This is a genomic window from Aquimarina megaterium XH134 (assembly GCF_000520975.1).
GTDB classification, from domain to species: domain Bacteria; phylum Bacteroidota; class Bacteroidia; order Flavobacteriales; family Flavobacteriaceae; genus Aquimarina; species Aquimarina megaterium.
The window spans coordinates 93,322-108,113 of record NZ_JACB01000016.1; the positions used below are offsets into that span (position 1 = coordinate 93,322).

Sequence of the window (14,792 nt, forward strand, 5' to 3'; positions counted from 1 at the left end):
AAGCGGGATCAATACCTATACCTAGAATAAAGTATATGTCTATAGGTTAGGTTTTTAACAATTTTTAATACTACAAACAGAGATATAACTATTCGTATATCCTATCGTTAGTATTTGAATTTAAAAAAGTCAGAGAGAGGATACTCTAATGTATTGCAGAGCAACCTGATTACTTCGACAGAAGGTCTGGTGTCTGCTTTTTCGATATCAATAATAGTTCGGTAACTTACTCCGGATTTTTCGGCTAATTCTACCAATGTCAACCCAGCGTCTAGCCGTAAACTTCGCAGTCGATTGCCTAATGCTTCTTTGAATTTATCATCTTTAGCCATCCTCAAAAATGACTAATTTCCTGTTAGCAAAAATACAGCAGGCACCCTTATTTTATTAATCACTTGATTATCTGTTATAAATATGCATTATATTGCATATTATAAAATAAAAAGATATCTCAAGTTATGACCAAAGAAGAGTTGTATCACTATATGTTGGCGTACCAAAAAGAACATCTATTTAGTGAAAAAGACCAAAGCAATTTTATTGCATTATTAAAAACTTTAAAACCAGACAGCAATCCTAAAGAAGAATTATATCACTATATGTTAGCATATCAAAAAGAACATCTGTTTAGTGAAAAAGACCAAAGCAATTTTATTAAAATATTAAAAACCTTAAAACCAGATAACAATTCAAAAGAAGAAGAAATATGAAAATATAAATTAAAAATCAATAGTCATGACAGAGAAAAAATTATACGAGAGGTTAATGCGTTACAAAAAAAAATATGGTGTAACCCAGGAAATGTTACAACATTATAAGTGGGCTGTAGAGCTACTTAAACAAAGGCAACTTACAGTTAATGGTAATAACCCAGAAGAAAGTATTTAAGCAAAATCATAGTAGTAACAGAATATTACTTTGTAGCTATAAAAGGTTACTAACGTATTTGTACTATATGGAAACGATTTTTCATTACTGAAGTACATATCAAACAAAAAAAACAGATATTTTGTTTTTTTAGCTACAAAGTAATTCTATACATTAGTCAATCTAAATAAAGAAAATTAAACCGCTATGATTCTGAAAAGAGGTCATTCTTTGGCGCCGATTTATAAAACATATGATTTTAATGATTTTTTAATCGGCACCAGTAATTATCAAAATCCTATTGAAACCGGTGTTTGGCATTCTCATGAAAAACCAGTTATCAGTCTTGTTCTTTATGGAACAAATACAGAATACCGCAAAGGTAAAGAGATAGAAAGAACCAGTGGATCTATAAACTACTATAATTCGTATGAATTACATAGAAATATCTACACTACTTTTCCTTCTAAACATATCAATTTGGAAATAGATGATACTTTTTTAAAAAAATATGGTTTTACTGAAGAATCAATTGAGTTGGCTGTGGCAAAAAATTATTATGCCCGTTTCACTTTTATAAAATTAATGAATGAAGCAGAAATTAATGACTTACAATCTTATAACGCTATAGAGATGTTATTTGTCGCTTTCATAGAAAACTCTCTCAATTCTAAGGATGAAATATTATTTCCAAAATGGATGTTATCTGTTAGAGATCTTTTAAATGACCGATGGGATGAGAATATTTCTCTAAAAGAAATTGCCAACAAAGTTAATGTGCATCCTACAACCATCTCTAAGAATTTTAGAACCTATTTCCAATGTACATTGGGTGAATATTCACGTAAATTAAAAATAGATCGATCACTTGATTTGTTAAAATCAAAACAATACTCTCTTACCGAAATAGCATACATATGTGGTTTTTCTGACCAAAGCCATTTTACTCGTGTTTTTAAATCTATTTCTGGTTATCTACCAAAAGAATACGTCAAAGTCTAGCTTAAGGCAAATTCTGTTCTATTTTTTTAAATAGCCCTACCTTTTATTTGTATGATCATTTCTTAATTAATGTTATAGATATCTTATAGTGTTAAGCAAAACAACTTATAATCAAATACATTATGATAATAAAAGGTTTATCAATCATCACTTGTTTATTTGGGTTATTTTTTTTTTCGAGTTATTCTCAATCTAAAGCAGATTCATCTATTTATGAACATCCTTTACTAATAGACAAAATTGAATCTTATGTAAAGGAGCAGGGAAACAAAGGGTTTAAAGGAACGGTATTAGTTGCCAAGAATAATGAAATCATCATAAACAAAGCTATAGGCGATTCGAATCTAACAACTAACTCTGTCTTTTATATTGCTTCGGTAACCAAACAATTTACAGCAACAGCCATTCTTAAACTTCAGGAACAAGGTAAACTATTAGTTAATGATCCAATAGCCAAATTTATCGATGAAGTTCCTTTGGATAAAAAAGGAATCACTATTCATCATCTTCTCACTCATACTTCTGGTCTCGCGAATAATTATGTCACAGATGGTATTAAAAACAGGCAAGAAGCAATCAATGTGATTTTATCTTCTCATTTAGATTATAACGTTGGTGAAAAATATAGCTACTCTGCAGAAGGATACAATCTTTTAGCTATTATAATTGAACTTGTTTCGGGAGAGACTTATGAAAACTACATATCACAAAATCTACTAGCTCCATCAAATCTAAATCATACTGGTTTTTGGGGATATGAAGGTAATAATACCTCGAGTATAGCCTCATTTAATAATCTAAAAACAGTAAAATCATTATCCAGAAAAGTTTATCACAAAGGTGTTAGTATTGCGAATTACGGCTACAAAGGAGGGACCGGGATTTTTAGTACATCGCAAGATTTGTATAAATGGATAAATACCATTAAATATAGTGATTTTCTGAGTCCAAAAAGTATACAACAACTATTCAAACCATATAAAAATCTAAAAGGGAATATCATAAATGGTGTTTCTTATGCTTATGGATGGCGTGTTGAGTATAAAAATGGTGAATTAACACAAATCAGACATGGAGGTTTAGAAGATGGTATACACGACGTTTATGTTCGTAGCTATACTAATGGTGAGATTATTATCGTTTTTTCAAATTCCGGAGTATATAAAGGAAAAGGGAAATTTAATGGCAAAGAATGTTGGAGTATTGTTTTGAGCATGGGTTTACAAGATATTCTTGAGAAGAACAAAATAAAAGTTACTGCTAAAAAATAAGAAATCTATTAAAAGATATATCGAAAGCTGACATACAGTTGTCACTACCCTATTTTAATTTTGTTTCAAATTAATTTACTATTTACAATGGCAGAATTATTGAAGCATATTTACACTCATGAGTTTTTTGAAAAATTTACAACGGCTCTTCAAAAAGTTGTTCTGGATTTTGATACTTCATCTTTTTTTAATCAAATTTTTGATTCCGAATGGCAACACAGAGAACTGAAACAACGAATGCGTCATATTACTATCACATTGCAATATCATTTATCGCATGATTATACCAAAAACATAGATGTTCTATTACAGGTTATCAAACAGCTTCAAAAAGAAGGAATTAAAGAGAATAGTTTAGAGTATATGTTTCTGCCGGATTTTGTAGAGTGTTATGGAATGGATCATTATGATACTTCTATGCTTGCAATCGAAAAAATTACCCAATTTACAAGTTGTGAATTTGCTATTCGCCCTTTTCTCATAAGACACCCTAAAACAGGAGTTTTACAAATGAAGAAATGGTCAAAGCATAAACACCCTATGGTAAGAAGATTATCATCTGAAGGTTGCAGACCTCGTTTGCCCTGGGCTATGGCACTTCCATTCTTAAAAACCGATCCAACATCTATCCTTCCTATTCTCGAACATTTAAAAAATGACACCTCAGAAACTGTACGAAGAAGTGTCGCCAATAATCTAAACGATATTGCAAAGGACAACCCCGATATTGTTATTGGCCTCACAAAAGAATGGTACAAAAATTCAAAAGAAACTGATTGGTTAGTAAAACACGGGTGTAGAACCCTTTTGAAGCAAGGAAATACAGAAATCATGAAATTGTTTGGCTTTGGTAATATTCAACATATCAAAATTGATGAATTACAGATTCTTACACCAAAAGTTAAGATTGGAGATGTGTTAGAGTTTACGTTTCAACTTAATAACACCAGCAATTCTACATCTAAGCTACGATTAGAATACGGGCTTTATTACCAGAAAGCTAATGGAAGCTTGTCTAAAAAAGTTTTCAAAATAAGTGAAAAAATATATCCCGAGAAATCCATAACGATTATTAACAGAAAGCAGCCTTTTAAAATAATTACCACCAGGAAATTTCATACAGGATTACATCAATTGTCAATCATTATTAATGGGAATGAGTTTGAAAAATACAATTTTGAACTTATCACCTAAATAGGTTTTTCTTTAGTATTTTTATACATAGATAACATCTTGCAATTCTTAAAATGAAGCGATATGTGGACAGAACGGTTAGCATTTTATGACAAGCTTATAGCTACCAATCCAAATTTCGAAAGAAAAGGAAAAACAATGCCGTATACATCTGTTAATGGCCATATGTTTTCACAATTAAATAAAGCGGGTGAAATAGGTCTTCGATTGTCTAAAGAACAAGGAATACTATTTATGCAAGAACATCAAACTACCGTGTTCAAATCCTATGGTGCAGTGATGAAAGGATATGTATTAGTTCCCAAAAAATTGATGGAAGATTTTGAATTACTTTCTTCCTATCTTAATGATAGTTTTACCTACGCAAAATCATTAAAACCTAAAGGTGCTAAGCAATAAATACGAATTCTGCGTATAATATGCAGTTCTTCATTTTATTCTATTTTAAATTTCCATTTTTTTAAACCACCAATTAGAAATAGTAGACCAATAATTACTGCTATGATAGATTGAATGGTTTCGGATATTGTAGTAGTCTGTTGACTTATATTATACAATTGTTCTGCAATCCCACGAAAAAGATATATCGAAGCAATTGCATAGATTCCAAATTTTAAGAAAGGAAGCTTTTTAATTTTTTCGCCTGCCGAAAGCCCATAAAGCCCAAAAATTAAAAAGATTAGTGCAACAAAAACCGTTAACAGGTATGGAAGAGAAAAATGAATTTGCGCCAGTGTTTTCATTCCTTCTAATGCACCAGTTTTTTCAAACATTTGTTCTGGCCAAATGAGTCCTACTAAATGACCTATGCCAATTAATATATTTATATATCCGCCGATTTTAAGCATTAGTCTTTGATTTTTTAGTTCCAATAATTCCTAATATCCCAATAGGGAGAAGTAAAACCCATTGAGAGGCTAATACTGATTTATATACACTTGAAAAGATAAAAACAAATGAAAAAGCGATGTATAAATAGCTTATGAAAGAAACTAATTCTATGTTCGCTTTCTTTGCTGTATTAAAGCCATATTTAAAATAGAGTATTGAAGAAGCAAATAAGACACAAGTAATCACGTGCCAAACCCCTAGTAGTTCAGTTTTTATTTGTAGATCAATGCTGCTTTCCATCAAAGGATTAATTAAATCTATTTGACCTCCGATTAGATGCAGGATTGCCGTAAAAATGTTAATTATCCCTGCAATTATCCAGTATTTATTTTTCTTCATTATTTAGTTTATTTGATGTATTATTAATTTTGTTACTAGTGTAAAGCATATAAATTGCATGTGGTAGCATTAACAAAGTCATGCCAGAAAAAGGAATCATGTACACCCCAATACTCACGATTATAAGATATATCCACATGAAGTTTTTGGGAATTTGTCTATTCGTTTTCTCTACATGATTTACTAGAATCCCAATAGGAATAAGTAAAAGCCCGAAATAGAAAAACCAAAATGCCGCGAAATTTTCATAGTTCATTTGTCCATTGAGTAAAGGAAATTCAAAAAGACCTTCGCTTATTTTGAAAAAGAACTTGTCTGCAAATACTGCAAACTGTTTCCAAAATGCCCATGGCGAAATCCCTAATAGTGAATGAATAATTCCAAAGAATATTAATATTTTTCCGTGTACTATCTTCATATTGTTATAAAGTGTTTTAACTCTTTCTTTACTTCTATGAGGTAATCTTTAGATTGTTTTTTGTTTTTTATCATTTCGTGATACCCAATTAAGTATTTATAAAAAATACTCGCTTTTATAGCAGCATCTTTCTTAGAATATCCGATTTCCTCAAACAACTGAGTTGTAAATTCTAATCTTCTAGTATCAATTTCATCTATGATAGCTTGCACTTCCTTATTCTTTATGGCATAGCGTTTTAAGAAAAAAATGAATTCTAAATAAGGGTCATTTTTAAAAGTGATTTTCAAAAATTGTTCAATTTTTTCTTCCGAAGATTTTGCTTTTTCGGCCTGCTGTATAATTTGATCTGTTTCTGAAGTGATCCAAAAGCTTATAAGCTCACTGATGAATTTCTTCTTGGATTTAAAATGCCAATAAAAACTTGATTTATTGCATTCTAACTTTTTGGCCATCTTTTCAATGACAATACCAGAAATTCCTTCCTCAGAAAAGAGTTTGTATCCCAGTTTTATCCAATCATTTCTTTGTGCTATTACTTTTGGCATTATTAGACGGTTTCGTTTAAAAAACAAATATACAACAAAATCTTTATTAGACGTTATCGTTTAATAAAGATTTTATATTTAATAATTAATTGAAGATAAAATAAGCTGGATTAAATTGATCTATGGCTTTCTTAAGAGCAAAATTTTACAAAAACGTCGAACTACTGTATTTAAAATCATATAGAGAATAATACAAGGATATGTATTAGTATTCAAAAATATAAATACGAGTTTTGTCTATAAAATCTGGTAATAAAGCTTAAGGAAATTTAGGTCATAAAGACTTAGTCAAAGTCTTTGGTAAAGAAATCTTTCGGAGATATTTCAAAATACTGACAGATTTTAAAAAGAGTAGAAAAAGAAATATCTCGTTTACCTTGTTCAATTCTTCCGAAGTGAATTCCGGTATCATTAAGCGCGTCTTCTTGGGTCACATCTTTTTTTGACCTCAATTCTTTTACACGTTTAGCTAATATATTAAGTAGCTCTTTTTTGTCATATTCTTCCACAATGGAAAATTCAGCTTAATAAAACACAAATTCAATTACCGATCGGTAATTTTTTATTACATTTGTTACATCAGATGATTATGTATGACCCAAGAAGAGTTATATCAATATATGTTAGCCTATCAAGAGGAGCATCAGTTTTGTAAAAAAGAACAAAGCTATTTTATTGCTATGCTAGAAGCACTTAAGCCTGACAACACTGATACAACATCATCAGAGCTTTCGGGTTCGTAAGCCTGTGCATTTCTATGGATGTATAAAAGATACTAATATCAATATAGTTTTTAACCAAAATCAATATGTATGACAGAGAAAAAACTTTATGAACGCCTTATGCTTCACAAAAGTAAGCATGGTGTCACCCAGGAAACACAACAACATTATTTATGGGCATTAGAAACTTTACAAAAAACCAATGCGGCCCGAGAATCTCATCCGAAATTTTAGCCTACAAAGAGCCCGTATATTAAATACGGGTTCTTTTACTTTGGTAAGTAACTAGTTTCCTGATGTTTTTTTGAATAAATAAATTTAAGAGTAGTTTCATACCCTAAATCAGGGTCATCATATTCAATGGTAACTACCAGATCTCCATTTTTGACAGTCACATAAGATTTATTAAATAATAAGATTTCGCTCTTATCATACATAAAATAAAAATTACCATCTGATTCTTTTTCCCAACTTCCATGGGTATCTTCAGTATCCTTTATACATTCTCCTCCTGTTCCAAAATTATCATAAAAATTTTTCTCAATAAATCTACCATTCTTTAACACTTCCAGAGTTGTCATTTTTTCACAAGAGGAAAGCGGGAATTCTTCTAATGGCGCATTCTCTTCTTCATTACTAAATTCTTGCTTCAATTGCCATATGCCAACTATCATAATATTAGAAGCATTAGAATCACCTTTTCCGCAAGAATATATTCCAAAAAGTGTCAAGACCAAAAACGTAGCATAAGCCGGTAAAAGTCTCTTCATATGTTGTATTTCCAATTACAGCTACAAAAATCAGAAAAATACTTCTTATTAACAAATAATTAACGTTAAAATGTGTATTTTATCGATTATAATAGCATTTTATCGATACGTATTAGTCTTCTTTACTAATCATAACTTACAACTGAAGTTTAAATTAAATCGTTATTTATAAGAAACCATATTAAAAAAGAACGATCGCTAAAAATTGGGCAGCATAGATCTAGTACAATACATATCTATCTAGGGAAGAATAGACAGTAGTATCAATGTTCAATGTAATTACTGTAACTAAAAATTAAGATACTTGGAAACCTTTAGAGGTATTAAGGTACTATTACTGTGCAAAAAAGAAGATTATCCTGCAGTAGGAAATCATTCTAATTTACATCCCTGATATATTGAAGGTGGTATAAATGGCATTATTTTACCAATACTCCCAATTGATCCATTACTGGCAAATTCTGAAAAGCGTTTTCATTTATAGTATGTTTTCTAAACACATACTTTTTATCATACATTTTACTTTCTGCAAAGAAAGTGACAACAAATTCATTATTCATTCCCAGTAATTCTTCCTGAAGCATTTCGATTTTGGCAGAAGATTTTGCTTCCATTGTCCCTATACCATGACGTAGCAATGAAGTTTTCCGATCCCCATCGTATCCTTTGGTTACCACTAGAACCGTTTCTATTTCGGTCTCACGATCATTAATAATATAGGAGTTCCAATGTTGAGCAAGAAATTCTTCATCCCATTCTTTGATCACTGCAATATAAACACCTTCTACAATAGGTATTTCAATATCTTTCTTCATGTTGTGCTCTATAGTGAAGATTTAAATTGTTCTAGGAAACGTACATCATTTTCGCTAAGCATTCGAATATCAGACACGCCATATAATAAAAGAGCAATACGATCGATTCCCATCCCAAATGCAAAACCACTATATTCCTGAGGGTCTATATTACAATTTTTAAGCACATTAGGATCCACCATTCCACAGCCCATAATTTCTAACCAACCTGTTCCTTTGGTCATTTTATAATCGGTCTCTGTTTCTAATCCCCAGTATACATCTACCTCTGCACTAGGTTCGGTAAACGGAAAATACGATGGGCGTAATCTAATTCTTGATTTACCAAACATCTCTGTAGTAAAGTATTGAAGTGTTTGTTTTAAATCGGCAAACGACACATCTTTATCAATATACAATCCTTCTACCTGGTGAAAAAAGCAATGTGATCGTGCAGAAATAGCTTCATTACGATATACTCTTCCTGGAGAAATTGTACGAATTGGCGGTTTATTATTCTCCATATATCGTACTTGAACCGACGAGGTGTGAGTACGTAACAAAATATCTGGGTCTGTTTGAATAAAAAACGTATCCTGCATATCTCGTGCCGGGTGATATTCTGGTAAATTAAGTGCTGTAAAGTTATGCCAATCATCTTCTATCTCTGGACCTTCACTTACATTAAATCCTATACGTGAGAAAATATCGATAATTTGATTTTTCACCAAAGAAATAGGATGCCTGGATCCCAAAGCAATAGGTTCTGCCGGTCTTGTAAGATCACCATAAAGTCCTTTTTCTTCGTCTTTGGATTCTAATTCATCTTTTAAAGATTTTACCTTTCCTTCTGCTGCTACTTTAAGAGCATTAATAGCTTGTCCAAATTCTTTTTTCTGGTCATTAGCTACATTTCTGAACTCTGCAAAGAATTCGTTAATCAATCCTTTTTTACCCGAAAACTTAATTCGAAATGCCTCAACATCTTCTTTAGTTTTAGCTTTAAAACTATCAACTTCTTCTATATACTCTTTAATCTTATCAATCATCACTATTTTCTTAATAGAACGGCAAATTTACGCAATTTAGGTTAATAGAATAGTACATTTATATTCTTAATTCCATTTCGTACTGATCAATTATGTTTTCGACATGTATCGAATTCAAATAGTTTATTTTCTCGACAAGTCTTGTATCAATATTATTAATTTTTATAGTCTCACAGATACTTTTAATCCCTAAAAACAGACGATGCCATCCTAATTCATTTTTATTCAAAAGATCAAATTGAGCTACATATCCATTTACTGGATTTATAACAAAATAAGATTCGGGAATTTGATCTTTTAAAACTTGAAAATATCTATAATTTCCATCTTTGATTGAGTTTTTGTGATTGTCCCAAGAGTAGTATTCCTGATTGGGTAAATTTATCGCATCAAATTGATTAAAATCAATTTCATTTAACTCAACAACCTTCTCATTCTCAATTTGTATTTTACCTTTAAAGCACTTATAATTTTTACATTTCTTAAAACCAACATTTTCATAGGATTTAATAGCAATTGTATTTTCTTTTATTACTTCTAAAGAACATTGAGTAACACCATTTTGTTTTAAATCTTTAAGCGCATACTCATAGATAGATTGTACTATCTTCTTTCCTCTATATTCAGGAATCACACCCGTTCCTGTGTTAAATGCTATTAAATTTCCGTTTCTTTTGTCAATTCCATTTATAATAAACCCTACAAGTTTTTCATCATCAAACATCCCATAGGATAGATCAAACCGAACTTTGGCATTATCCCACCTTTCTTTGTAATACTCTAAATCTGTTGGCATTTCTACAAAGTAGTTTTTAAATGAAATTAGAAAGCAATCTATTATCGATTTAAATGTAACTTCTTCTAGGGTTCTAACTACCATACTATAAATCTATCTGTATTTTATCATTATTAAATAAGCACTCTAAATATAATGAACTTCATAATCATCATACGATAATGCTTTCATAAATATGAATTAATTACAGTCCTAGTTGTGATTCTAAAATTGAATAAGGTAACATTCCGTTTTTTAAAATGTTTTTGTGAAATTCTTTAAGGTTAAAGTTTTGATTTTTTTCGAGTTGTGATTTCCATTGAAGTATTTTATTGGATCCATATTTATACGTGATAACTTGTACTGGCCATCTTTTCATTCTAGCTATTTCACGAAAAGCAATATCATCTTGTCCTTTGATATATTGTTGCCAAAATTTTAACGCTTTTTGGTCACTCCAGCCATAATAATTAAGCCCCACATCTAATGCTACTCGTACAGAACGAATAATATCCCATTCCCATTTTCCTAATTCATCATATATATTTTGATATGCTCCTATTTCCTCTCCTATTTCTTCTACATATGCAGCCCATCCTTCTGCAACTCCTCTATATCTAAACATTTTTTGAATATCAGAACGATGCAATAACGTTTCAACCATTGCCTGATAATGATGTCCTGGCATTCCTTCATGAACGTATAACCAACCTACTTGTCGCTTATTAAAAGGTGTATTGAAATAATTATAATAAAAGGTACCATTTGTATAAAACCCAGGAACTTGAGACAAATTTTTATTCGTTCCTTGTTTAATTTTTACTTCTGGAATTCTATCTGTAAACGGAAATATTTCTGGTAATTTATTAGCTACAGTTTCTCTGATTTGTAAAAAACGCTTTTGAACCATTTCAACATTGAAATAAAAAAACACAGAATCCTTAATATGTCTGTTAAAATCCAAACTATCCATCCCGGATTTGATCTGCATTTCTTTGATTTTTGAAGTTACCTTTTCTATTTCTTTTACTCCCAAAGCATATATCTGGTCTGGTGTTGCTTCTTTATCTACCCACTTTTTTAAGAAATATGCATACCAATCTTTTCCGTTTGGCACATCAAATATTTTAGTGGTTGGGATACTATCTCTAATTGCATTTAACCATTTTTTTTCGATAATAATTCTCTCCCGATTAAGTTCACATTCATAAAGCAGCACTTCATAATCCAATTTATCACGATTAGATAATTGATTTTTGTCTATTTTTTGTAATGCATTTTCTAAAGAGATAAATACTTCTTCCTGGTTTTGAACAGATTTCTTGTCCCTAATGTTCTTAAGGTTTTCTACAAAAGAAAGTTCTAATCCTTGAATATCTAGTTTTTTATAGTTCTTTATAAATTCTTTGGTTATAGTTTCCCATTCAATAGATTGGCTTTCGGTTTTGTTTTGGCAACTAAATAGAACGAACATAAATATCTGTACTATAATTCTAATATCTCTACTTACCATATTAATTTGATTTTTAAAATCTGTTTTAATACAATGATACTATAGAAATCTCACTATAATTTGTGCAATCTTGCTATTTTATATAGAATTGAGAATAGTTTAAATCACTTCATATTGTGAAGGCGGTATTTTGTAATATTTTTTAAATCTTTTAGAAAACGAAGCTAAATCTGCATACCCTAATTGATATGCTATCGAAGTTAAAGAAATCTTACCACTATGTAATAGTTCTCTGGCTTTTTCCATTCGCAACTGTTCCTGCATTTGTAACGGAGTCATTTTAAAACAAATTTTAAACACTCTGGCAAAATGATACTTAGAGATGCCTGATATACTGGCAAGGATACTTAGCGAAATTTTATGTGCATAATATAAATGAATATATTCTCTTGCTTCAAAAAGTTTTGAAACAAGAAGTTTTTGTGTGTAACTCCTTTTGGTTATGTTTTGTAAACCATTTCCGATTATGGTCAGATCATTTTGAAAGCAGAGTAAATCGTCTTTAAGCTTAGTAATAATCTCTAAAGGTTTTTGCGCAAATTTAGTCTTCGTACTGGTGTTAGTAAAATCGTATAAAGATTTCCCTAATGAAGTAGATAAAATTCCTGAAAATGGTTGATTAAATAATAAATCATTTTTCAAAAAATCTGATATCTCTATATCTAATAATTCTGGATTGATATCTAGACAGAAACCTTTGGTACTTATATTTTTAGAATACACTTGGTAGTCAATACTTTCTCTCAGGATAATAAATTGATTCTTATATACATTTAATCGATTTATATTCGTTTCATAATGTTCTTTTCCTTCTATCACATATTTTAAAGCAATACCTGTTGTTTTACCATTGTAAATTGTTGGCATATTACTTTGAGAGAAATTTATTTTCCCAAAATCGCGATGTTGATATCTTGTTTTATTCTCGATACTGTAATTATACGATATACCTACTTACCAAAAAATAACTTACAATAGCTTCTTTCATCAAAACAGATTGTTCACCTGCTTTAAGACTAGGTAATTGTTCTTTAATCTTATAATGTGGCCAACCGTCATCATCATAATAGTCAAATTCATAATATCCATAAGGCTCTAAGAGCCGACATATGGCAATATGCATTAAATCTAATTTTTCGTCTTTTTTAAACTTACGGTGTAATTGACCCAATTCTTGTACTCCTATTAGATATATAATCCCGTCGAGGTCTAAATCTTCTCCATCTGCAAATTGATTCGACAGTTTTTTTACCAGGATCTCCCAGCGTTCTTTTAATTTTTCGTCTCTTGCCATTCTCCTTACTCAATTATTGTTGTCAAATGTACTTTAGATATTTAAAAAAATCACTTTTAAGCAAGATGAATTAGATTAATAGTTCGAATACTCTCAATCATAATTTTACCTGCTGGATTTTATTAAAAAGTTAAGCGCTACAAAAGTAACGCTTAACCTAAAAAACTAACAATAAATAAAAGGGAATATCTTATAATTCCCATAGAACACCTATTCCTGCATATTGATTTCTATAATTTCTGAAAGAACGGGCATCTATATCTGTATAATTTGTACTTCTCACTCTAGAATATAATGTTGCGATTAATGAAAACCCATTTCCTATTTTATGTGAAGCATTTAGATTAAAATTTGCATATTGATATTTCAAATTTTCTCCTATTGCCATTTCGGTATTTCTGGCTTCAATTTCTTTGTATTTTCTGGTAATAAAAGACAGAGAGGTTCGCACTTTGGTTGTTTTATTTTTATATCTCATATTGATTCCCGGACCAAACTGATTAAATCCAGAACGCCCGGTAGAGTTATCGATCCTTGTGTAGTACACAAAATTGGGCTTTATTTTAAATTTCTCGCTAAACGGTAATTCATAAAACAAACCTCCTTTTATGTAGTCCCAATCTCTTTCACCGTCTGTATCTATTTCGCTAGCATTAAAAGTATCATACTTTCTTTTTTTGAAATATGTATTCACCCCTAGCTTGTGTTCTAATCGATTTACAGTAAAGGATTGCACACTGGAGAATTGAACTCCAAACTCATCAAATTGTAGATCTCTTACTCCAAAAGCATCAAAATTTTTGAAGTTATAAAACCCTTCTAATGTCATCTCATTAGCATTAAAAGGCATGAGTTTTATTCCTGCAGTAGCACCATAGTTTGTATATCCTAATGGATTAATCAATACATCTTGATCTCCGCCCAAACCTTCTCTATTCATTCTTCTAAATCTAACTTCGGTCAAAAAAATAGTTTTTTTAGTAAATCTATGATCATATTTTGCTCTTGTATCCAAGCTCCAATAACTATCATCAAAATTCTCATAGAATAGTCTTGAAAAAGGATTTAAAGACAACCTTATTCTGTTTTTTTTCCATTTATAGCGGTACTTATAATTGATTGAGATATCCTGATAGATGCTACTTGATATCAAATCCTCTTTTGAAAGTACACTATCATTCACTCTTACTTCTTTAGGGCTTTTAAAATAGTTGTATTCATACCCTCCCTGTGTTTCGATATCGAAAGTGTTTTTACTCTGCGAAAAGCCTACAGCGTATATAAAAAGGATGAGTACAGCAAGTATTATATTTCTGTTTTCCATTACAATTTTTCTTCTTTTGTT

Annotated in this window: 22 protein-coding genes; 8 read left to right on the top strand and 14 right to left on the bottom strand. The window is 30.6% G+C overall.

Features of this window, described 5'->3' with window-relative positions:
- Positions 1 to 107 precede the first annotated feature (107 nt).
- A complete protein-coding gene (locus Z053_RS0112090; protein ID WP_025665273.1) occupies positions 108 to 332 on the bottom strand; it encodes a helix-turn-helix transcriptional regulator in 225 nt (74 codons plus the stop codon).
- A gap of 126 nt (positions 333 to 458) precedes the next feature.
- Between Z053_RS0112090 and Z053_RS0112095 the strand changes: the two genes are divergently transcribed.
- From Z053_RS0112095 to Z053_RS0112120, 6 genes are all read left to right on the top strand, one after another.
- Positions 459 to 710, top strand: a complete 252-nt coding sequence (locus Z053_RS0112095) for a hypothetical protein (protein WP_025665274.1) — start codon at positions 459 to 461, stop codon at positions 708 to 710.
- Between the two features lie 25 nt (positions 711 to 735).
- Entirely contained in the window at positions 736 to 888 is a 153-nt protein-coding gene (locus tag Z053_RS31490) for a hypothetical protein (protein WP_160170082.1), read from the top strand.
- 186 nt (positions 889 to 1,074) lie between these two features.
- Positions 1,075 to 1,869, top strand: coding sequence for a helix-turn-helix transcriptional regulator (locus tag Z053_RS30090; protein ID WP_025665275.1), 795 nt, complete (start codon positions 1,075 to 1,077; stop codon positions 1,867 to 1,869).
- Positions 1,870 to 1,991: 122 nt separating this feature from the next.
- A complete protein-coding gene (locus tag Z053_RS0112110) occupies positions 1,992 to 3,140 on the top strand; it encodes a serine hydrolase domain-containing protein (RefSeq protein ID WP_025665276.1) in 1,149 nt (382 codons plus the stop codon).
- An 87-nt stretch (positions 3,141 to 3,227) separates the two neighbouring features.
- Positions 3,228 to 4,334 (top strand): DNA alkylation repair protein, encoded by a 1,107-nt coding sequence (locus Z053_RS0112115; protein ID WP_025665277.1) that lies wholly within the window; start codon positions 3,228 to 3,230, stop codon positions 4,332 to 4,334.
- Positions 4,335 to 4,397: 63 nt separating this feature from the next.
- Complete coding sequence (locus Z053_RS0112120) at positions 4,398 to 4,733, top strand: hypothetical protein (RefSeq protein WP_025665278.1); 336 nt, start codon at positions 4,398 to 4,400, stop codon at positions 4,731 to 4,733.
- 35 nt (positions 4,734 to 4,768) lie between these two features.
- Here Z053_RS0112120 and Z053_RS0112125 read toward each other — a convergent pair whose 3' ends face one another.
- From Z053_RS0112125 to Z053_RS0112145, 5 genes are all read right to left on the bottom strand, one after another.
- A complete protein-coding gene (locus Z053_RS0112125) occupies positions 4,769 to 5,182 on the bottom strand; it encodes a hypothetical protein (RefSeq protein ID WP_025665279.1) in 414 nt (137 codons plus the stop codon).
- Positions 5,175 to 5,564, bottom strand: coding sequence for a hypothetical protein (locus Z053_RS0112130; RefSeq protein WP_025665280.1), 390 nt, complete (start codon positions 5,562 to 5,564; stop codon positions 5,175 to 5,177). The genes Z053_RS0112125 and Z053_RS0112130 overlap by 8 nt, the downstream gene beginning before the upstream one ends.
- The gene (locus tag Z053_RS0112135) at positions 5,551 to 5,982 is read right to left on the bottom strand and encodes a DUF6463 family protein (RefSeq protein ID WP_025665281.1); all 432 of its coding nucleotides are present in this window, start codon (positions 5,980 to 5,982) and stop codon (positions 5,551 to 5,553) included. The genes Z053_RS0112130 and Z053_RS0112135 overlap by 14 nt, the downstream gene beginning before the upstream one ends.
- Positions 5,979 to 6,530 carry a TetR/AcrR family transcriptional regulator gene (locus Z053_RS0112140; RefSeq protein WP_025665282.1) on the bottom strand — a complete coding sequence of 184 codons (552 nt, stop codon included), beginning with the start codon at positions 6,528 to 6,530 and terminating at the stop codon, positions 5,979 to 5,981. The genes Z053_RS0112135 and Z053_RS0112140 overlap by 4 nt, the downstream gene beginning before the upstream one ends.
- Before the next feature lie 284 nt (positions 6,531 to 6,814).
- Entirely contained in the window at positions 6,815 to 7,039 is a 225-nt protein-coding gene (locus Z053_RS0112145) for a helix-turn-helix domain-containing protein (RefSeq protein WP_024769698.1), read from the bottom strand.
- 84 nt (positions 7,040 to 7,123) lie between these two features.
- Between Z053_RS0112145 and Z053_RS31495 the strand changes: the two genes are divergently transcribed.
- On the top strand, positions 7,124 to 7,273 hold the full coding sequence (locus Z053_RS31495; protein WP_160170083.1) for a hypothetical protein: 150 nt from the start codon (positions 7,124 to 7,126) through the stop codon (positions 7,271 to 7,273).
- Positions 7,274 to 7,342: 69 nt separating this feature from the next.
- Positions 7,343 to 7,486: a hypothetical protein gene (locus Z053_RS31500; protein ID WP_160170084.1), complete on the top strand. Its 144-nt coding sequence runs from the start codon at positions 7,343 to 7,345 to the stop codon at positions 7,484 to 7,486.
- A gap of 35 nt (positions 7,487 to 7,521) precedes the next feature.
- On the opposite strand, the gene Z053_RS0112160 is transcribed toward Z053_RS31500, so the two are convergent.
- The 8 genes from Z053_RS0112160 to Z053_RS0112195 form a co-directional block, all read right to left on the bottom strand.
- Complete coding sequence (locus Z053_RS0112160) at positions 7,522 to 8,022, bottom strand: hypothetical protein (RefSeq protein ID WP_025665283.1); 501 nt, start codon at positions 8,020 to 8,022, stop codon at positions 7,522 to 7,524.
- Between the two features lie 419 nt (positions 8,023 to 8,441).
- The gene (locus tag Z053_RS0112165; protein WP_025665284.1) at positions 8,442 to 8,837 is read right to left on the bottom strand and encodes a hypothetical protein; all 396 of its coding nucleotides are present in this window, start codon (positions 8,835 to 8,837) and stop codon (positions 8,442 to 8,444) included.
- A gap of 8 nt (positions 8,838 to 8,845) precedes the next feature.
- Entirely contained in the window at positions 8,846 to 9,865 is a 1,020-nt protein-coding gene (locus Z053_RS0112170) for a phenylalanine--tRNA ligase subunit alpha (RefSeq protein ID WP_025665285.1), read from the bottom strand.
- Positions 9,866 to 9,923: 58 nt separating this feature from the next.
- Positions 9,924 to 10,661, bottom strand: coding sequence for a GNAT family N-acetyltransferase (locus Z053_RS0112175; protein WP_241459824.1), 738 nt, complete (start codon positions 10,659 to 10,661; stop codon positions 9,924 to 9,926).
- Between the two features lie 184 nt (positions 10,662 to 10,845).
- The gene (locus tag Z053_RS0112180) at positions 10,846 to 12,114 is read right to left on the bottom strand and encodes a DUF885 domain-containing protein (protein ID WP_206539212.1); all 1,269 of its coding nucleotides are present in this window, start codon (positions 12,112 to 12,114) and stop codon (positions 10,846 to 10,848) included.
- A gap of 138 nt (positions 12,115 to 12,252) precedes the next feature.
- Positions 12,253 to 13,020 (bottom strand): helix-turn-helix domain-containing protein, encoded by a 768-nt coding sequence (locus Z053_RS0112185; RefSeq protein ID WP_025665288.1) that lies wholly within the window; start codon positions 13,018 to 13,020, stop codon positions 12,253 to 12,255.
- Positions 13,021 to 13,090: 70 nt separating this feature from the next.
- Positions 13,091 to 13,447, bottom strand: a complete 357-nt coding sequence (locus Z053_RS0112190) for a hypothetical protein (RefSeq protein ID WP_025665289.1) — start codon at positions 13,445 to 13,447, stop codon at positions 13,091 to 13,093.
- 190 nt (positions 13,448 to 13,637) lie between these two features.
- A complete protein-coding gene (locus Z053_RS0112195; protein WP_025665290.1) occupies positions 13,638 to 14,771 on the bottom strand; it encodes a hypothetical protein in 1,134 nt (377 codons plus the stop codon).
- Positions 14,772 to 14,792 lie beyond the last annotated feature (21 nt).